Origin of the sequence: Segatella albensis DSM 11370 = JCM 12258 (assembly GCF_000426565.1) — a bacterium.
Classification (GTDB): Bacteria; Bacteroidota; Bacteroidia; order Bacteroidales; family Bacteroidaceae; genus Prevotella; species Prevotella albensis.
In genome coordinates this window covers 71,514-86,977 of sequence record NZ_KE384540.1, presented here as the reverse complement: position 1 = coordinate 86,977, position 15,464 = coordinate 71,514, and the positions used below count along the sequence as shown (strand labels likewise).

Here is a 15,464-nt window from a genome sequence, read left to right as displayed (position 1 = left end):
TTTATGGAAAATATGAATCATAAAATGATGAAGGGGGGAAGACCTAAAATAGCTATTATCGACCCTAATACGTTTGCCGTAATTGGCCTGAAGGGAATGCTACAGAATATCCTGCCCATCATGACGGTAGATTCCTTTGCGTCAGTAGAAGAACTGAAAGTGGCTGGCATAGAAAACTATTTCCACTATTTCGCAGCCATGAATGTCGTGGTAGAATCGCGTAGTTTCTTCCACGATATTGCTCGCAAGACAATTGTCCTCACCACGTCAAACGACCCTACCACTCATTTATCAGAGTTTAAATGTCTCTGCGTAAATATGCCTGAAGATCATCTTGTAAAAGCCCTATTAGCTTTGGAACAATATGGACACCCACATGGGAAGAACCTCCCAGATTTGCCTAAAGCCCTAAAAGGTAAGATACTTTCTGACCGCGAGATTGAGGTACTGTCACTAGTTGCACAAGGAAAAATCAATAAGGAAATCGCTGATCAACTCAACATTTCACTCACCACAGTCATATCACATCGTAAAAATATTCAGGAGAAACTGGGAATAAAAAGTGTAAGCGCTCTCACCATCTACGCCGTGATGCACGGCTATGTAGATATCAATAAAATATAAAACAACAAAAGCCTTCCCATCAAATTTGGAAAGGCTTTTTATTGTATCCACTAAAATATTTACTTAGCATAAGCTACAGAACGAGTTTCTCGGATAACTGTAATCTTCACCTGACCAGGATATGTCATCTCATTCTGAATCTTTGTAGCAATCTCATCACTCAACTTAATGCTCTCATCATCGTTCATCTTATCAGCTCCAACGATAACACGAAGTTCACGACCAGCCTGAATTGCATAAGTCTTTGTTACACCAGGATAGCTCATAGCAATAGCCTCAAGATCGTTCAAACGCTTGATATAAGCTTCAACAATCTCACGACGAGCACCTGGGCGAGCACCAGAAATAGCATCACATACCTGAACGATTGGCGCAAGAAGACTCGTCATCTCTACTTCATCATGATGGGCTGCAATTGCATTTACAATATCTGGTTTCTCCTTAAACTTCTCTGCAATCTTAGCACCATACAGAGCATGTGGCAATTCACTCTCCTCATCTGGCACCTTACCAATATCATGAAGCAGACCAGCACGCTTAGCTTTCTTTGGATTCAGCCCTAACTCACTTGCCATCACAGCACAAAGATTGGCTGTCTCACGAGCATGCTGCAAAAGATTCTGACCATAAGAAGAACGATATTTCATCTTTCCTACAATGCGAATAAGCTCTGGATGTAAACCATGAATACCAAGATCGATAGCAGTACGCTTACCAGTCTCAATAATTTCATTCTCCAACTGCTTCTTCACCTTTGTAACAACTTCCTCAATACGGGCAGGATGAATTCGTCCATCAGCTACCAACTGGTGCAAAGCCAAACGACAAATCTCACGACGAATTGGATCAAAAGCAGAAATGACAACAGCATCAGGAGTATCATCTACGACAATCTCAACACCTGTAGCAGCCTCCAGAGCACGAATATTTCGACCCTCACGACCAATAATTCGTCCCTTCACTTCATCATTGTCAATATGGAATACACTTACAGAATTTTCAATCGCCGTTTCTGTTGCAACACGCTGAATGGTCTGGATGACAATCTTCTTTGCCTGCTGATTTGCATTCAACTTAGCCTCATCCATGATTTCATTCACATAGCTAGCAGCATCGAGCTTGGCTTGATCTCTCAAACTTTCAACCAAACGAGTCTTAGCTTCTTCAGCGCTCAAACCTGAAAGTTCTTCAAGTTTGGCTTGTTCCTGCTTCTGCATTTTCTCAAGTTCAGTCTGTTTTACAGCCAACAATTTTTTCTCATTATCAATACGCTGCTGACTTTGGTCAACTTCCATCTTACGACGTCCAAGTTCCTCTTGACGCTGATTCAAGGAAATCTCACGCTGTTTCAATCGATTCTCACCTTGCTGAATCTTCTGATTGCGCTGACGCACCTCATTCTCCAATTCACTCTTCTTATTGAGGAATTTTTCTTTAACTTCGAGTAGTTTTTTCTCTTTGATGACATCAGCATCCTTCTTTGCAAGGGCCAACATCTCATTATATTTTCCTGTTAATACATAACGGAAAATAGCATAGCCGATGCCACCGCCCAAAAGCAGTGCCACAACAGCCGTTATTATTATTATAACCATACTTTTATAATTATTAGGTGTTAGATATTCTACTTCAGCGCCTCTTCAATCTCCGAGGTAAGCTTATGGAGAATATCATTATATGGCGCAGTATCGTTCTTGCCTTCGTTTTTCTCATAACGTAAGGCAATATCTATAAGCGCCATATATAGGATTTCCTTATCACTCTTCTTGCCTTTAAAGATCTGAGAGTAGGAATTCACAATATCAGTAATCAACTTGGCCGACTTACGATAATATTCCTCTTCTGATCGAGGTACATTTACAGAAAGCTCTGTATCGTAAACGTTCAATTTGATATGTAATTTCTCTTGTTCTGCCATCTCGAATTATTTATCATTAATTAGCGTGATACATTTATTCACGTCTCTAATGAGCTTGGCCACTTTCTTTTTAGCTCCCTCCAAATCACCATCGGTCACTTCAAGCATCTTGGCCATCTTGAGGCTCTCATAATCAGCATTCGCCTGGGTCAACTTCGCTTCCAGTTCTTTTATTTTCTGATCGCGCTCATCGACCATAGCATACAGCTCGCTATTTTCCGTCTTTATTTCATTGAAACGGAGAATCATCTGCCTTACACGGGTCGTAAAAGTATTTATAGTCTTCTCAGTTGCGTTCATTTTGATTATAATTTGTCGCAAAGATAATCCAAATTATTGAATTATGCAAATTTTGCTTCAAGTTTTTCTTTAACTATTTCATTTTTGCCTTTGCAGCTTCTACCTGCTCTTCACTAGGCTTAGGTTCCTTTTTAGCAAGCATTACTACCTGGAACACAAAGTCTGTAATCCATTTATGACTGAATCCCAAACGATGATCCAACTGACGGACACTCATAATGCTCTTTACAACAGATGGATCTTTCCAATCATTTTTATTGAATATATCTTCTACCTGCTGTTGGGTAAGACCATACAGAGCTTTCTTGAAAATACTAGGCAGACGAAGTTTGAACTTCATCAGATTACCAATAAGCATCATCAACTCTTGAGTCAAACCCTGAAATTGAATAAGATAAGTATTCACATCCTGTATTTTATGACAGTTTTTGCGAATACTTGCATCAATTTCTTTGAACCAAGCGTCATCAACTTTATACATATTTTTCATCATCTTTTTAACAGCAGCTTTCTCTCCAACGCCTAACTTATTATTTTGAGTAGGAATCTTGAAAGTTACCTTAAAGATTCGAAGATCAGGAACCATAGCCAAATTGGTGATACCCATCTTCTCCGCCAACGCAGCTTGAAAATAGACCCTTACCAAGGTCATATAATCTTCCATACCACCAATTTTCTTTTCTTCTCCCTTCTTTCCGAAGAGTTTATTTAGTATTCCCATCGTAAAAAAAAATCTTATTTTATTATAAATTAAACACTATTTTGATTGTACAAAGGTAGCTTAAATTCATGAAAAAAACAAAAGTTGTGGAATGTTTTTTCAGAAAAAGCACTTTCCTATCAATTAAAATTTGTACTTTTGCAAAGTTTAAAACTCAAACTAAGTTTACATCATTATAACTTACAACCATGAGACAAGCAACAAGTGGAACAAATATTATACGCACTTCTGTAATGCTAAGTGATTGGATTATCCTCAATACATTATTGGGAATATTTATCAATTATATTCCTAGTATTACACCATATTACTTTACTGCAGCCACAAAAATATCTGTACTCGCAGCAAATATGGCATTCGGAATTGCCCAATATTTCTTTTGTACCATCATCCACTTCCGTCAAATTCAATTTGATCAGGTTCTACACAGAGTTCTAAAACTTTCTATTACGCAACTGATTCTGACATTTACATTTCTACAGTTCTTATGTCCGTCAGAATCATTTTTGGCATTCTCCATCATATTCTTTTGCATCTATTTCTTTGCGATCATGTGCTCTAGATATGTAGAGAAAGACGTACTAAAACATTATCGTGCCTTAGGACGAAACACACGTCGTGTACTTTTTGTAGGTTGTGACCCTGCCATCCTTGAACTTTATAACTATATGATAAGCGATCCCTCCATAGGTTATCGCGTAGCAGGATATTTTAGCAACAAGGAATTAAAAGGAGCCCCCGCAGGATTCAAGCATCTCGGCACTCGTCACGACCTAATAGAAAGAGTACGTCACTATATGGATTATACTGCGAAATCAGGCAATGCGATTTCCAATAATAACGCAACAAAAGATACCATCATCCTTCCGAATTGTGATGAAATGTTCGTATCTCTTTCACACGATTACACAGACGAAATCGTAACATTAATGAGGTTCTGTGACAAAAATATCATCCATTTCTATTATGTACCACGTTTATTCGGTAGCTACAAACTCAATCTCACCCCTGAGCGTGTAGGCGAAATGGATTTATTTACCAATCACATAGAACCATTACAGAGCATGGGGAATCGTTTCATCAAACGATCTTTCGATATCCTCCTCAGTCTTTTAGCTATTGCCGTCATTACTCCATTCGTTCCTATCATTTCATTCATGATTCATTTACAGAGTGCAGGACCGATATTCTTTTTTCAAGAGCGAACAGGTCTTAACGGCGCCAATTTCAACATGATGAAATTCCGCTCCATGCATATCAGTTCAGACGCAGATAAAAAACAGGCAACAAAGAACGACCCACGAAAATTCTCTTTCGGTGATTTCATGCGTAAAACCAACATTGATGAATTTCCCCAATTCATTAATGTACTATTAGGCGACATGAGTATTGTCGGTCCACGACCACACATGATCTATCACACCACGACATATAGTCAGCTCATTGACAAATACATGGTAAGACACTTCTGCAAACCTGGTATCACAGGATGGGCTCAGGTAACAGGTTGTCGTGGAGAAACCAAGGAAGTATGGCAGATGGAGGAACGTATCAAAAGAGATATTTGGTATATTGAGAATTGGACTCCATGGCTAGATATTAGAATTATCATTTTAACAGCAAAGAGTATTATTATCCCAGACAAACACGCATATTAATTATGAAAGGTATCGTATTAGCTGGAGGGTCTGGCACACGCCTCTACCCCATTACCAAAGGAATTAGTAAGCAGTTGATTCCTATTTTCGACAAACCGATGATATATTACCCTATCTCGGTATTGATGCTTGCTGGTATTCGCGACATATTAATCATCTCAACACCAGATGACTTACCAGGATTCCGTCGTCTTCTTGGCGATGGCAAAGACTTAGGGGTAAACTTTGAATATGCTGAGCAACCATCTCCTGACGGATTAGCACAAGCCTTCATTATCGGAGAAAGATTCATCGGTAACGATGATGTCTGTTTAGTACTAGGTGACAATATTTTCTATGGTGCCGGATTTACCGGTCTACTAAAAGAGAGTGTAAAAGCATGCAACGAGGGGAAGGCCAGTGTCTTTGGATATTACGTAAACGACCCTGAACGCTACGGTGTGGCAGAATTTGACAAAGAAGGTAATTGCCTGAGCATTGAAGAAAAGCCTACGAAGCCAAAGAGCAACTATGCCGTTGTCGGACTATACTTCTACCCTAACAGCGTTGTCGAAATAGCCAAACAGATTAAGCCAAGTGCTCGCGGAGAGCTTGAAATAACATCAGTAAACCAAGAATATTTGGCTCAGAAAAATCTGATGGTCCGCACTCTACAACGCGGATTCGCATGGCTCGACACTGGAACACACGATAGTCTCAGCGAGGCATCCACCTTCATAGAGGTTATCGAAAAACGACAGGGACTAAAAGTAGCATGTCTTGAAGAGATTGCATTCAAAAAAGGTTGGATAAATTCAGAACAACTGAAGGCCCTCGCGCAACCGATGTTAAAGAACAATTATGGAAAATACCTTCTAGAACTTGCAGAAGGAAAACAAATCTAAGAGAGTAATTTAATATGAAAAGAGCACTGAACTAAAAATCAGTGCTCTTCAATTTTATATTGATATAGATAATCTCACTTTCTAATAATCGTTATGTGACCAGACTTATCAAGTTTCACAATACTACTTGGAGTATGTGGCTTATGCTCCTGACGACGACTCCAACAAACATAATCAACAGCTTCAAGTAATTGCGGGTCTATATCGCCATAGTTAGCAGCAGCAGGATTACCACTAATATTCGCACTCGTACTAACAATAGGTTTCTGGAAACGATAACAAAGTTCCTTACTAAAAGGTTCCTGGGTGATACGCATAGCCTGACTTCCGTCATCCCCAATTAGATTTGGCGCAAGATTAACAGCGTCATCAAGAATGACAGTAGTAGGTTTACCCCCCTCAGCAATACTATCAAACAACTGCCAAGCCACTTCTGGAACATTTCTAAAATATCTTGCAAGACGATTCTGATCGTCAACCAAACAAATCAAAGCTTTATGATCGTCGCGATGCTTAATAGCATAAACTTTAGCTACAGCCTCAGCATTCGTTGCATCACATCCAATACCCCAAACAGTATCTGTAGGATAAAGGATTACGCCTCCTTTACGCATACATTCTACTGCATTTTTAATATCTTCTTCTTGTTTCATATCCAATAAAAATATTTTCGGCAAAATTACACATTTTTTATGGATTTCCAAATCTTTTTATTACTTTTGCAATGATTATGGAAAAGAAAGATTTAAGAATCATATTTATGGGTACACCTGAATTTGCCGTTGGTACACTCCAGCGACTGATTGAGGGCGGCTACAATGTAGTAGCTGTAGTAACCCAACCCGATAAACCAGTAGGACGACATCAAGACCAACTTCAACCTTCTCAGGTTAAGCAGTATGCTCTTGCACACAATCTTCCTGTCCTTCAACCGGTAAAGATGAAAGATCCTGCCTTCATCGAACAACTGGCCAGCTATAAAGCAGACCTTCAGGTTGTCGTTGCATTCCGAATGCTTCCCGAAGTCGTATGGGGTATGCCTCGATTTGGTACCTTCAACGTACACGCCGCATTACTTCCACAATATCGTGGTGCAGCTCCAATCAACTGGGCTGTAATTAACGGAGAAACAGAAACTGGCGTTACAACATTTTTCCTTGATCATGATATTGACACTGGTCGCATCATTCTACAAAAACATTTCCCAATTCCAGACGATGCTGATGTGGAATACGTATATGATGGTCTGATGAATCTTGGTGCAGAAATTGCCATAGAAACCATAGACCTTGTATTGCAAGGTGACGGAAAGGTAGACTCCATGCCACAACCGGAAATTGACGATCTCCATACAGCACCAAAGATCTTCAAGGAGACCTGTCAAATCAATTGGAATCAGAAAGCAAAACAAGTATATGATTTCATACGTGGATTAAGTCCATATCCTGGAGCATGGACAGAATTATCAAATCATAAAACATTAAAGATATTCCGTACAAGCAAAACCGGTGCAGCAACAACATCTGAACCAGGAAGCATTCGCATCGAAGGTAAGAATCTTCAGATTGCTTGCGCTGATGAATGGCTGCAATTGGAAACCGTACAAATTTCTGGAAAGAAGAGAATGGAAGCACGTGATTTCCTCAATGGCAATCACGATATTGATCAGTTTCATTGCTAAACATTAAAAAAAAGATGTCAGAAATCAACATAGATAATCCTAAGAAGCGACACAGTATCACAGTCAGGTTGAAAGGATACCTTTCCGACCGACAGATGATGCTATTGTTGTCATTACTCATTGGTTTCTTTGCATCGGTAGCAGCATGGGTACTACATACTATCATCCATCAAATACAAATACTACTTACCACGGGATTTGAGACAAGTCGATCCAACTGGCTTTATCTGATCTTCCCTATCATAGGTATATACCTGACATCACTCTTCATAAAATATATTGTACGCGATAACATTTCACATGGTATCACAAGGGTTCTGTATGCCCTAGCGACAAAGAGATCAAAACTAAAAGGACATAATTGTTGGTCATCCGTCATAGCATCCAGTATCACCATCGGCTTCGGAGGAAGTGTTGGAGCCGAGGCTCCTATTGTGCTCACAGGAAGTGCCATTGGCAGTAACCTAGGACAATTATTCCACCTTGACAATAAGAAACTGATGGTCCTCGTTGGCTGTGGAGCCTCAGCCGCCATTGCCGGCATCTTCAAAGCTCCAATTGCAGGACTCGTCTTCACACTGGAAATTCTTATGGTCGACCTTACCATGGCCTCACTTCTTCCGATTCTTATCAGTTGCGTAACAGCCACGGTATTCTCTTATATTTTCTCAGGCGATAACTCACTTTTCGACTTTACATTATATAGTGCGTGGAACATTGGAAGAACCCCAGCCTGCATTTTACTTGGCATATTCTGCGGTTTTTCCAGTCTCTACTTCATGCGTTCCATGAGCATCTGCGAAGGAATGTTTGCAAAACTATCCAACCACAGATACATCAAACTCATTTGTGGCGGTCTCATCCTTAGCGGTTTGATTTTCTTCTTCCCATCACTTTACGGAGAAGGATATAGCACTCTCAACACATTGCTCACCGGTAAGACAATAGCAGACTGGAGTCAAGTGATGAACGGCTCCATTTTTGCAGGCAAAGAGAACCTACTCATTGTATATATCGGTTTAGTATTACTGACAAAGACATTTGCAACCTCAGCGACCAACGGAAGTGGCGGTTGTGGTGGAACGTTCGCCCCATCACTTTTCATCGGAGGTTTTGGAGGATTCTTTTTCTCTCGTTTTTGGAACGAATACGAAATAGGAGTTTATATACCCGAACAGAATTTTACACTTCTAGGAATGGCCGGCGTCATGACAGGTGTTATGCACGCACCACTTACAGGAATCTTCCTTATTGCAGAACTTACGGGCGGATACGCTTTATTCATGCCATTGATGATCGTATGTATCTCCAGTTATCTGACAACAAATATCTTTGAGCACAACAGTATCTATGCCCTTCGACTTGCACGAGAAGGCAAATTACTCACACACCATACCGACCGAGCAGCTCTCACCTTGATGTCTATGAAAGACATCATAGAGAAAGACTATCATCCTGTAGGACCAGATATGCTTATGCAGCAACTGGTAAGTGAGATCAGCAGAAGCAACAACAACTTCCTGCCTGTACTTGACGAAGGTCACCATCTGTTAGGAGTCATCGATATCACACGCATTAGACATATCATTTTCCGCACGGAACTATATCAGAAGTTCACGGTAAAGCAACTCATGCGCACGCCATCATCCACACTTCTAGAGAACGAGCCGATGACCGACGTAATGCAGAAATTCGAAAAGACAGATGCAGCGCAATTACCTGTTGTTGATGTCGACATGCGATTAATCGGATACATCTCTCGTACAAGAATGTATACAGTATACCGCCAAGTGATATCCGACTTGAGTTCTGATTAGAAAAAGATACCCAATACACAAAAAAAAGCAGTCAGCAATAACGATTTGACATTTTTTTTGTATCTTTGTCCCCACAGTTTTATCATAAAGACATAGACATAGTTAATAGAAAAAAATAAAGAAGAACATGGTAGAAAACAATCTGAAACCGTACGTAATAGGCTTAGACCTGGGCGGTACTAATTCTGTATTCGGAATTGTAGATAGTCGTGGTGACATCAAAGCAACCACAGCCATCAAAACACAAGGTTACAACACAGTAGAAGAATACGTAGATGCAAGCATCACAGCTTTACTTCCTATTATTGATACAGTTGGTGGTCTCGACCAGATCAAAGCCATGGGTATTGGTGCACCTAATGGAAACCACTATACAGGAACCATAGAATTTGCTCCAAACTTGACATGGGCACATAATGGTGTCGTTCCATTGGCAGATCTTTTCAGCAAGCGTCTTAACAACATCCCAGTAGCACTTACCAATGATGCCAACGCTGCAGCTCTTGGCGAAATGACTTATGGCGCAGCTCGAGGCATGAAGAATTTCATCGACATCACCCTAGGTACAGGTGTCGGCTCTGGTATCGTTATCAACGGCCAGATGGTTTACGGAGTAGACGGATTCGCAGGTGAGTTAGGTCACGTGACAATGGTACGCGGCGAAGAAGGACGCAAATGCGGATGTGGCCGTACAGGTTGTCTCGAAGCATATTGTTCAGCAACAGGTGTAGCTCGTACAGCAAGAGAATTCTTGGAGAAGAGCGAAGAAGACAGTTTATTGCGCTCAATGAAGCCAGAAGAAATCACATCACTCGATGTAAGTATCGCAGCAAGTAAAGGTGATGCCCTCGCCAACCGAGTATATGAATTCACAGGAAAAATGTTAGGTGAGGCATGTGCAGACTTTGCAGCATTCTGCAGTCCAGAAGCTTTTGTCTTCTTCGGTGGTCTTACCAAGGCAGGCGACTTACTGATGAAGCCAATAGAGAAAGCTTACAACGACCATGTTCTTCCGATTTTCAGAGGCAAAGCGAAATTCCTTGTCAGCACCCTTGACGGCTCATCAGCAGCTGTTTTAGGAGCCAGTGCTGTAGGTTGGGAACTATAATCTACAAACGAAATATTTAAAAATCACATATTTAAGCAGATTGCCTTGGCAATCTGCTTTTTTTTTCTTACCTTTGCACGCTGATATGAATACATTATTCCCTTTTCAGATTAACATTCTGGAAATCATCTTCAAGGGCATTATCATAGGCATTTGCGCCTCTGCTCCGATGGGTCCAGTTGGTATACTCTGTGTTCATCGTACACAGCGCAAAGGCAGATGGTATGGCTTCGTTACAGGCGTAGGAGCTGCTATCAGCGACTTTATATATGCACTGATAACAGGAATTGGTATCAGTTTCATTCTCGACTTTATCAACAATCCCGCATACAAATTCTACATACAGTTGGCCGGTGGTATCATGCTGATGGCTTTTGGGCTGTATAGTTTCTTCAACAACCCACTAAAGAATGCGAAGGATAAAGGACAGCAGAATCGCGGTAGTCTTGCCCATAACGGTATCACAGGATTCCTGATAACAGCAAGCAACCCACTGATCATACTCCTATTCATGGCCCTTTATGCACAGTTTGCATTCGTCATCACAGACCATCCTTGGCTTATGGCGCTCGGCTATGTAAGCATTCTTTTCGGAGCACTATTATGGTGGTATGGACTGACATGGCTTATCGATACCATTCGCAACAAGTTTGACGAAACAGGCGTGATCATCATCAATCGTATCATAGGCAGTGTGGTTGTCATCTTCTCTTTAATAGCCTTGATGGGTACACTTTTCAACATTTATCTTATTCCAGAGTATTAGACATGTTCATTGCACAAGAATTACGTAAAAAATCAATAGCAGAATACCTGCTTTATATGTGGCAGATAGAGGACATCATCCGTGCTATGGGATGTTCATTACCTGTTATCCGTCGCGGATATATTTCACAATTCACTAACTATACAGAAGAACAGCGCGAACAGGAAGCTGACTGGTTTGGCAACCTTATCCGCATGATGAATGAAGAAGGAAAGCGCGAAGGAGGTCATCTGAATATCAATAAGATTCTTGTTCAGGATTTGGTAGATCTCCACAATCGTCTTCTTCAATCTGATAAATTTCCTTTCTACAATGGTGAATATTATAAGGTATTACCTTTTATTGTAGAACTTCGCAGCAAGAACAAACGTGCCGAAGATATGGCCCGTCAAGCTATGGAGGACGGAACCGCAGATAATGAGCAACTGAGTTTGCTAAATAGCAATACGGAAAACGAAAGTGAAATAGAAACTTGTCTGAATGCACTATACGGAATGATGATGCTCAGACTACAGAAGAAGGAAATCACTCCAGAAACCACCAATGCCATGAAGGAAATAACAACCTTCATCGGGATGCTCAGCGATTATTATATCAAAGACAACACAGAAGGTTTGGATTTCGGAGACAACGATTAATAGATATACAAACGATATGAATATTTTAGTAACAGGTGCTAACGGACAACTCGGCAACGAGATACAGATTGTTAGCAAGCAAAGTACTAACCACTACATCTTCACTGATGTATGCGATGGCTACACACATCTCGACATCACAGATATTGAGGCAATCCGAGCAATGGTAAAAGCTAATGACATCAAATGCATCATAAATTGTGCTGCTTGGACAAATGTCGACAAAGCCGAAACTGCAGGCGATATCGTAGAAACATTGAATGCTACAGCACCTGAGAATCTTGCCCGTGCGATGAAAGAAGTTGATGGCTTACTCATACATATTTCTACAGATTATGTATTTGGTGGTGATCCTTACAACACCCCATGTCGCGAAGATCAGAAAGGCACCCCAACTGGTGTATACGGTTTAGCAAAACTACATGGTGAACAGAAAATCGCTGCGACAGGAGTAGAACATATCATCATTCGCACAGCATGGCTCTACAGTGAGTTTGGGCACAATTTCGTAAAAACTATGCTCAACCTTACCGCAACAAAGCCACAGCTTAAGGTAGTCTTCGACCAATGTGGAACCCCTACCTATGCCAAAGACTTAGCTAACGTGATTTTCGATATCATCGAAAACGGGAAATACAAAGGAAATACAGGAATCTACCATTTCAGCAACGAAGGAGTATGCAGTTGGTACGACTTTACAAAAAAAATTGCTGAAATTGCGGGCAACACCCAATGCGATATCGAACCATGCCACAGTGACGAATTCCCAAGTCCTGTAAAGCGCCCTTCATATAGCGTACTTGACAAGACGAAGATAAAAGAAACCTTCGGCATCAAGATACCATATTGGACGGATTCTTTGAAAGAATGCATGAAAGGATTACTCTGATATAACCCATTCATATATTCAATAGGTATTCCTTATTATTATAAATCAACAAGGATTAAAGTTTTAAGTTCTATGAACGAGATAGAAAGAAGAAGAACGTTTGCGATCATCTCCCACCCGGATGCCGGTAAAACCACATTGACTGAAAAGTTCTTGCTTTTCGGTGGTCAGATTCAGGTAGCTGGTGCTGTAAAGAACAACAAGATTCGCAAAACCGCAACATCCGACTGGATGGATATTGAGAAACAGCGTGGTATTTCTGTAAGTACCTCTGTTATGGAATTCGACTACCTGCCGGAAGGCCAGGAAGGTGAGCCGTATAAGGTAAACATCCTCGATACCCCTGGTCACCAGGATTTCGCAGAAGACACCTACCGTACACTTACCGCTGTTGATAGCGCTATCATTGTTGTTGACGGAGCCAAAGGTGTTGAGGCTCAAACTCGTAAATTGATGGAGGTTTGTCGTATGCGCAACACTCCGGTTATCATTTTCATCAATAAGATGGACCGTGAAGGTCGTGATCCTTTCGACTTGCTCGATGAGTTAGAACAAGAACTTCAAATACATGTACGTCCTCTTTCTTGGCCTATCGGACAAGGAATGAAGTTCAAGGGCGTATACAATATCTACGAGCAACAGCTTAACTTGTTCACACCAAACAAGCAGCGTGTAACCGAAAAGGTTGCTGTTGATATTCAGAGCAAAGACCTTGAGGCTCATGTTGGTGAACAGGAAGCAGCTAGACTGAGAGACGATTTGGAACTTGTAGACGGTGTTTATCCAGAATTTGACGTCAACACATATCGTAGTGCCGAGGTTGCACCTGTATTCTTTGGAAGTGCTTTGAACAACTTCGGTGTACAAGAGTTGCTCAACTGTTTCGTTGAGATAGCTCCTAGTCCAAAACCTACCAAGGCAGAGGAAAGAATGGTTGAGCCTGCAGAACCAAAATTTACTGGTTTTATCTTCAAGATCACAGCAAACATCGACCCTAACCACCGCTCATGTATAGCTTTCTGCAAAGTATGTAGTGGAAAATTCCAGCGCAATCAACCTTACCTGCATGTACGTAATGGCAAGACCATGCGCTTTTCATCCCCTACCCAATTCATGGCGCAGCGCAAGAGTACTGTCGATGAAGCATGGCCAGGCGACATCGTAGGTTTACCAGATAATGCCGGTGTATTCAAAATTGGCGATACACTTACAGAAGGCGAAGACCTACACTTCCGTGGACTACCAAGTTTCTCACCACTCCTCTTTAAGTATATTGAGAACGACGACCCTATGAAATCAAAACAATTCCAAAAGGGTGTCGATCAGTTGATGAACGAAGGTGTCGCACAGTTGTTTACCAATACATTCAACAACCGAAAGATTATCGGTACTGTAGGACAGTTACAGTTCGAAGTCATCCAATATCGCCTCGAGCACGAATATAATGCCAAATGTCGTTGGGAACCTGTTCATCTCTACAAAGCATGTTGGATAGAGGCAGACGATGAGGTTGAACTGGAAAACTTTAAGAAGCGTAAATATCAATATATGGCTGTCGATACCGAAGGACGAGATGTATTCCTTGCCGACAGCAGCTATGTACTGAGTATGGCGCAGCAAGATTTTGAACATATCAAATTCCACTTCACCAGTGAATTCTAAGAGAAGAAATTCTTAACTTAGCATATATATATGTATGCCACTTGCTCTAGACGTGAGAAGCGAGGGCAATCAGAAAGCGGACGACTCGTGAGAGACGCCCGCTTTTGCTTTTTACCTTATCCTATTTTTTTTATGATCAGAGAAATGTTAGTTATTATTTTCTATATTATTCTGTTCTATTGGTTTACAACACCATCTACTCACCTTAATCATCACACTAATGCCTGGCATATCTTTCAGAAGGAAATATTTCTTCGACTTCCTGACAAGTCTTCCACTCATACCCTTCAAAGGGCCATGCGTTACTTGTACCGTTCCGCCGGATTTTAGTTTAGCCTCATCCTCACTTAGAAAATATTTCATTGTAAGCTCAGGATTACACATTTCCTCAAATTCCTTCATCTCGCGAGCAGATATTCTAGCATAAGTGTCAGCAGTGGGATATGGTCGAACAACACTCATCTTATAAGGACACTTAGTAAGATCTGTAGCAAACTCTTTCAGATGAATCGGTTCCTCCACAAAGATCAAGTTATGCGTAACTGGTTTCAACACCTGTTTAACATGATGCGAATTTACATCTTCTACCTCTACATATTGTTCCGGAAGGAATACGTTTAGTCCTTTTTTCATCAAAAAATCCCGTATCTCGTAGATTTTCAGAGAGAAGCATTTTACCGCAATCCATGGATTTGCATTTTTGACAACCGATTCCATATTACATTCAAGATTATTTCCAGCAAATTTACAACATAATCATAAAAGTTCCAAATATTTCATGTGCCTTTTTGTTCCTAA

Annotated in this window: 16 protein-coding genes; 10 read left to right on the top strand and 6 right to left on the bottom strand. The window is 40.8% G+C overall.

The features are described 5' to 3' along the window. Positions 1 to 12 precede the first annotated feature (12 nt). On the top strand, positions 13 to 624 hold the full coding sequence (locus K333_RS0110230; RefSeq protein ID WP_027452664.1) for a response regulator transcription factor: 612 nt from the start codon (positions 13 to 15) through the stop codon (positions 622 to 624). A 59-nt stretch (positions 625 to 683) separates the two neighbouring features. Here the strand turns inward: K333_RS0110230 and rny are convergent, their stop codons facing one another. The 4 genes from rny to K333_RS0110210 form a co-directional block, all read right to left on the bottom strand. After that, entirely contained in the window at positions 684 to 2,219 is a 1,536-nt protein-coding gene (gene rny / locus K333_RS0110225) for a ribonuclease Y (protein WP_024989966.1), read from the bottom strand. Positions 2,220 to 2,248: 29 nt separating this feature from the next. Further along, positions 2,249 to 2,542 carry a cell division protein ZapA gene (locus K333_RS0110220; protein ID WP_024989967.1) on the bottom strand — a complete coding sequence of 98 codons (294 nt, stop codon included), beginning with the start codon at positions 2,540 to 2,542 and terminating at the stop codon, positions 2,249 to 2,251. Between the two features lie 6 nt (positions 2,543 to 2,548). Further along, positions 2,549 to 2,842 carry a hypothetical protein gene (locus K333_RS0110215; protein ID WP_024989968.1) on the bottom strand — a complete coding sequence of 98 codons (294 nt, stop codon included), beginning with the start codon at positions 2,840 to 2,842 and terminating at the stop codon, positions 2,549 to 2,551. Between the two features lie 73 nt (positions 2,843 to 2,915). Then, complete coding sequence (locus K333_RS0110210; RefSeq protein ID WP_024989969.1) at positions 2,916 to 3,563, bottom strand: hypothetical protein; 648 nt, start codon at positions 3,561 to 3,563, stop codon at positions 2,916 to 2,918. A gap of 188 nt (positions 3,564 to 3,751) precedes the next feature. On the opposite strand from K333_RS0110210, the gene K333_RS0110205 reads away from it, so the two are divergent. Then, positions 3,752 to 5,221 (top strand): exopolysaccharide biosynthesis polyprenyl glycosylphosphotransferase, encoded by a 1,470-nt coding sequence (locus tag K333_RS0110205; protein ID WP_024989970.1) that lies wholly within the window; start codon positions 3,752 to 3,754, stop codon positions 5,219 to 5,221. Between the two features lie 2 nt (positions 5,222 to 5,223). Next, positions 5,224 to 6,105: a glucose-1-phosphate thymidylyltransferase RfbA gene (gene rfbA / locus K333_RS0110200; protein WP_024989971.1), complete on the top strand. Its 882-nt coding sequence runs from the start codon at positions 5,224 to 5,226 to the stop codon at positions 6,103 to 6,105. 74 nt (positions 6,106 to 6,179) lie between these two features. Here rfbA and K333_RS0110195 read toward each other — a convergent pair whose 3' ends face one another. Then, positions 6,180 to 6,758 (bottom strand): L-threonylcarbamoyladenylate synthase, encoded by a 579-nt coding sequence (locus K333_RS0110195; protein ID WP_024989972.1) that lies wholly within the window; start codon positions 6,756 to 6,758, stop codon positions 6,180 to 6,182. Positions 6,759 to 6,835: 77 nt separating this feature from the next. On the opposite strand from K333_RS0110195, the gene fmt reads away from it, so the two are divergent. From fmt to K333_RS0110160, 7 genes are all read left to right on the top strand, one after another. Next, positions 6,836 to 7,786: a methionyl-tRNA formyltransferase gene (gene fmt / locus K333_RS0110190; protein WP_024989973.1), complete on the top strand. Its 951-nt coding sequence runs from the start codon at positions 6,836 to 6,838 to the stop codon at positions 7,784 to 7,786. A 95-nt stretch (positions 7,787 to 7,881) separates the two neighbouring features. Further along, positions 7,882 to 9,603, top strand: coding sequence for a chloride channel protein (locus tag K333_RS0110185; RefSeq protein ID WP_036886252.1), 1,722 nt, complete (start codon positions 7,882 to 7,884; stop codon positions 9,601 to 9,603). Between the two features lie 127 nt (positions 9,604 to 9,730). Then, complete coding sequence (locus K333_RS0110180) at positions 9,731 to 10,711, top strand: ROK family protein (protein ID WP_024989975.1); 981 nt, start codon at positions 9,731 to 9,733, stop codon at positions 10,709 to 10,711. An 85-nt stretch (positions 10,712 to 10,796) separates the two neighbouring features. Further along, positions 10,797 to 11,477, top strand: a complete 681-nt coding sequence (locus K333_RS0110175; RefSeq protein WP_024989976.1) for a LysE family translocator — start codon at positions 10,797 to 10,799, stop codon at positions 11,475 to 11,477. 2 nt (positions 11,478 to 11,479) lie between these two features. Then, positions 11,480 to 12,115 carry a DUF4924 family protein gene (locus K333_RS0110170; protein ID WP_024989977.1) on the top strand — a complete coding sequence of 212 codons (636 nt, stop codon included), beginning with the start codon at positions 11,480 to 11,482 and terminating at the stop codon, positions 12,113 to 12,115. A gap of 16 nt (positions 12,116 to 12,131) precedes the next feature. After that, positions 12,132 to 13,004 carry a dTDP-4-dehydrorhamnose reductase gene (gene rfbD, locus K333_RS0110165; RefSeq protein WP_024989978.1) on the top strand — a complete coding sequence of 291 codons (873 nt, stop codon included), beginning with the start codon at positions 12,132 to 12,134 and terminating at the stop codon, positions 13,002 to 13,004. 72 nt (positions 13,005 to 13,076) lie between these two features. Beyond that, positions 13,077 to 14,666, top strand: a complete 1,590-nt coding sequence (locus tag K333_RS0110160; RefSeq protein ID WP_024989979.1) for a peptide chain release factor 3 — start codon at positions 13,077 to 13,079, stop codon at positions 14,664 to 14,666. 147 nt (positions 14,667 to 14,813) lie between these two features. Here K333_RS0110160 and K333_RS12470 read toward each other — a convergent pair whose 3' ends face one another. Continuing rightward, the gene (locus K333_RS12470) at positions 14,814 to 15,383 is read right to left on the bottom strand and encodes a UpxY family transcription antiterminator (protein WP_024989980.1); all 570 of its coding nucleotides are present in this window, start codon (positions 15,381 to 15,383) and stop codon (positions 14,814 to 14,816) included. Between the last annotated feature and the right edge of the window lie 81 nt (positions 15,384 to 15,464).

Coding starts and splice junctions, on each gene's coding strand:
- K333_RS0110230 (WP_027452664.1), top strand. CDS start 13: ATGAATCATAAAATGATGAAGGGGGGAAGACCTAAAATAGCTATTATC.
- rny (WP_024989966.1), bottom strand. CDS start 2,219: ATGGTTATAATAATAATAACGGCTGTTGTGGCACTGCTTTTGGGCGGT.
- K333_RS0110220 (WP_024989967.1), bottom strand. CDS start 2,542: ATGGCAGAACAAGAGAAATTACATATCAAATTGAACGTTTACGATACA.
- K333_RS0110215 (WP_024989968.1), bottom strand. CDS start 2,842: ATGAACGCAACTGAGAAGACTATAAATACTTTTACGACCCGTGTAAGG.
- K333_RS0110210 (WP_024989969.1), bottom strand. CDS start 3,563: ATGGGAATACTAAATAAACTCTTCGGAAAGAAGGGAGAAGAAAAGAAA.
- K333_RS0110205 (WP_024989970.1), top strand. CDS start 3,752: ATGAGACAAGCAACAAGTGGAACAAATATTATACGCACTTCTGTAATG.
- rfbA (WP_024989971.1), top strand. CDS start 5,224: ATGAAAGGTATCGTATTAGCTGGAGGGTCTGGCACACGCCTCTACCCC.
- K333_RS0110195 (WP_024989972.1), bottom strand. CDS start 6,758: ATGAAACAAGAAGAAGATATTAAAAATGCAGTAGAATGTATGCGTAAA.
- fmt (WP_024989973.1), top strand. CDS start 6,836: ATGGAAAAGAAAGATTTAAGAATCATATTTATGGGTACACCTGAATTT.
- K333_RS0110185 (WP_036886252.1), top strand. CDS start 7,882: ATGATGCTATTGTTGTCATTACTCATTGGTTTCTTTGCATCGGTAGCA.
- K333_RS0110180 (WP_024989975.1), top strand. CDS start 9,731: ATGGTAGAAAACAATCTGAAACCGTACGTAATAGGCTTAGACCTGGGC.
- K333_RS0110175 (WP_024989976.1), top strand. CDS start 10,797: ATGAATACATTATTCCCTTTTCAGATTAACATTCTGGAAATCATCTTC.
- K333_RS0110170 (WP_024989977.1), top strand. CDS start 11,480: ATGTTCATTGCACAAGAATTACGTAAAAAATCAATAGCAGAATACCTG.
- rfbD (WP_024989978.1), top strand. CDS start 12,132: ATGAATATTTTAGTAACAGGTGCTAACGGACAACTCGGCAACGAGATA.
- K333_RS0110160 (WP_024989979.1), top strand. CDS start 13,077: ATGAACGAGATAGAAAGAAGAAGAACGTTTGCGATCATCTCCCACCCG.
- K333_RS12470 (WP_024989980.1), bottom strand. CDS start 15,383: ATGGAATCGGTTGTCAAAAATGCAAATCCATGGATTGCGGTAAAATGC.